5 protein-coding genes are annotated in these 2,906 nt (G+C 41.0%); 1 reads left to right on the forward strand and 4 read right to left on the reverse strand.

The features are described from left to right. A partial coding sequence (locus DWY93_RS16625; RefSeq protein WP_147324229.1) for an integrase core domain-containing protein occupies positions 1-196 on the forward strand: 196 nt, incomplete at its 5' end. Between the two features lie 310 nt (positions 197-506). Here DWY93_RS16625 and DWY93_RS16630 read toward each other — a convergent pair. Genes DWY93_RS16630 through DWY93_RS16645 form a run of 4 tightly spaced genes read right to left on the reverse strand, consistent with a single transcriptional unit; the run spans position 507 to position 2,773 of the window. Then, on the reverse strand, positions 507-1,109 hold the full coding sequence (locus tag DWY93_RS16630) for a hypothetical protein (RefSeq protein WP_117471382.1): 603 nt from the start codon (positions 1,107-1,109) through the stop codon (positions 507-509). Between the two features lie 2 nt (positions 1,110-1,111). Continuing rightward, a complete protein-coding gene (locus tag DWY93_RS16635) occupies positions 1,112-1,750 on the reverse strand; it encodes a hypothetical protein (RefSeq protein WP_117471383.1) in 639 nt (212 codons plus the stop codon). Between the two features lie 47 nt (positions 1,751-1,797). Further along, entirely contained in the window at positions 1,798-2,430 is a 633-nt protein-coding gene (locus DWY93_RS16640; protein ID WP_181968573.1) for an RHS repeat-associated core domain-containing protein, read from the reverse strand. Next, positions 2,417-2,773: an RHS repeat domain-containing protein gene (locus tag DWY93_RS16645; protein ID WP_181968574.1), complete on the reverse strand. Its 357-nt coding sequence runs from the start codon at positions 2,771-2,773 to the stop codon at positions 2,417-2,419. The genes DWY93_RS16640 and DWY93_RS16645 overlap by 14 nt, the downstream gene beginning before the upstream one ends. Between the last annotated feature and the right edge of the window lie 133 nt (positions 2,774-2,906).

A 2,906-nucleotide genomic window follows, 5' to 3' on the forward strand; every position in this document is an offset into this window, starting at 1 on the left:
CATGATTGAACGCTGGTTTCGTAGCTTCAAATATGAGGAAGGCTATCTTACGCAGTATGCCAATATCCGGGAAGCACGAGCGGCTATCAAAAGCTATGTACATACCTACAACTTTGAGCGCTGTCATTCAGCGATCAACGATCAGACACCCGCATCATATTATTATCCGGCACTGCTGATTGATCATGCTGCTTAACGGGGGCACCTCCCTAATTCAGCTACAGATATCGGTTCATTATAAAATGCTTGAATTTTTGTCTTGACAACTGAACCACTATAGTGTTCCTGGTCATAAGTATAGAGGGTCTCTCTTCCGTCGCTGTCCCATATCCATAATTTGCCCAGTTATTTACTTAAAGCTATAAAATCCACTTTATCCCACGAATTTCTATCATACCAGCTGCTTGTACTTGAGGATTACTACCTCCGACTAATGTGGCATCCTCTGCCTTTCTTTAGTACATCATATTGTTTAATTCTTTCTTTAGCAGCTTGCATCGCTCTGTTCAAGGCATTATCCCATTGGGTTCGCACTCAATAAAGATATTATCCCTACAATATCCACTTATTTTTGTCCCTTTAAAGTCAATTCTTTCCATCCTATTCTCTATAAAAGCACAATTTAAGTTCATATCTTTTATCTGTAAATCCAAAAAATTATTCTGCATAATTTGATTCCCATAGAAATTAAAATTGTCTATTTTTCCACCTTGAAATTCCAATCCAATAAAGGATAAATCTCCTTCCATTTTAATATTTGAAAAATTACAATTTACAAATTTAGAGTATGTAACATTAGACTGTACTTGAAAAGATCTATAACTGATATTTTCAAATACACAATCTATAAATATATTATCCTTTACTAACAACTCCAAATCTTCCCCTTCAAAAGTATCTCGAAACATACATTTTATGAATTTACATTCTTTAAATGTGGCATACACTTCATAAAAAGAGTTCTCAAATACAACGTTATAAAAATTGCACTTACTAATGACACAAATTCTGTTTTGAATTTCAGATATTTTACAATTCTGTATATTTGCATTTTCTATATACATTTTTTCATTTAATGTAAATTGTGACAAATCCAAATGTTTCAGCATACTTATACCTTCTTTCCGTTTCCACAGCCATTACTTTTAAGGCTCTCTTTATTTTCCTTTTCTCCGAAATTTTCTTCTCTATACTTTTTCATAGCATCCTCATGCGAAAGCGTACCTCCTTCAGTATAATCAATAATATTTGTATTATTGGGATGGGTAAGATATAGATCAATACCCTCTTGATTTGCTCGTCTCAACTCATTATTCAATCCCGTTATATCTGCTTGCAACATTTCCAGTTGACCTGATAGCCTTAATTGTTCCCTTATTTTTGGCAGTGTTTTTGTTTCCAACATCAAAGACAACTGATATTTCTCATCCAGTTGGGCTAATCTTGATCCTACATATTCGTTATATGCTCCATGATAAAAACTAGTTCCAGGTGCCCAACCATGCTGAGTTTTATTTGAGATATAGAATTCCATATTCTCCGCTGACACATTATAGTTTCTTAAAAAATTATCTAATGCCCCCGGAGTCGAACTATTCCTATTTATATCAAGTATTCCATTTAATGCGTGATCTACCTGATATCCTGACACACTAACTGCTATATTATTCCTAAATTCATTAGGGATTAGGTGCTGGGCTTGATGAGAGCCAACAGTAGCATCTGAAATGTCAGCATCACCTGTTATCATTTTTAAAATAGCAATCTTTAAGTCTGTCGAATTTCCCTTTGTTTCTATTACACTATCTGTAAAAAGATTCCTAATGCAGTATAATATCCACTCGGGTCATAATACACCACCGGGTTATTCCCGCAGTACGCATACAGATTCAGTCCATCCCCCTGATAGATGTCTTCCTGCATGAACCGCCCGGCAACCGGATTATAATACCTCGCCCGCAGGTAATACTGCTCTGTCAGTTCATCATACTGCTGGCCCGTATAACGGATGCGGTTATTCAGCTGTTCTGTGGTCTCAAGGGGTATGCCAAAGGCATCATACTGATAGCTGTTCCGGATTTCTCCCTGTCCATCAGTAACAAATACCGTACTGAGCTGTTCATCCCTGTGGTAGTAGGACAGTTCCTGTCCTCTTTGGAACGCTTCAATCCCTGCTCCGAGATGATAACTGATGCCCTGCTCTTCTCTTCCCTCCTCTAAAAGCTCTCCATTGTGGTAGACAAAACTGGTTCTCCTGCCGTTTTCCAGCAGTTCAAACCGCAGGCCTTCCGCATCGTAGCGGTTCTCCTGCACGTTGCCAGTTTCAGTTTCCACCCTTGTCTGCTGGCGGCGGCTGTTATAGGAGAACCGACGGATTCCGGCTGCATTTTTCTCCTCTATTATACCGCCCTGACGGTCATAAGAAAACAAACGTATCCTTTTGGATGACCGGCTGATTCCGCAGGTTGTAGGAAAGCTCCTGTACCACTTCTCCTAATGCATTGGTGGTGCGGATGCGGTTGCCGCGGCTGTCATAGGTGTAGGATACCCCCGCCCCGTCATCGCTCTCCGGCTCGTAGCCGTAGGGACTGATCTCTTTCCGCAGCCTGTCATTCCGGTCATAGAGATAGCGGGTCACCCCTCCTGCCGGATTGGTTCTGTGGGTCGCCCGGTCTTTCAGGTCATACCGGGTGCTGCTCTCCAGACATTCCCCGTCCGCTCCCAGAAGGGTCCGTTTCAGCGCATTTCCGGCTGCATCATAGACATACTGCACCCGTCTGTCGATGCCGTTCTTCCTGTCAAGGACTCTCTCCTCGGCTAGGCAGTCATCCGCATATCCATTTTGGTGCTTAAGTTAATACTTAACCTAGATTATTCACGGATCAGCCGTGAAAGTGGCTGAAAGC

The organism is Clostridium sp. AF28-12, assembly GCF_003435225.1.
Lineage (GTDB): Bacteria > Bacillota > Clostridia > Lachnospirales > Lachnospiraceae > Pilosibacter > Pilosibacter fragilis.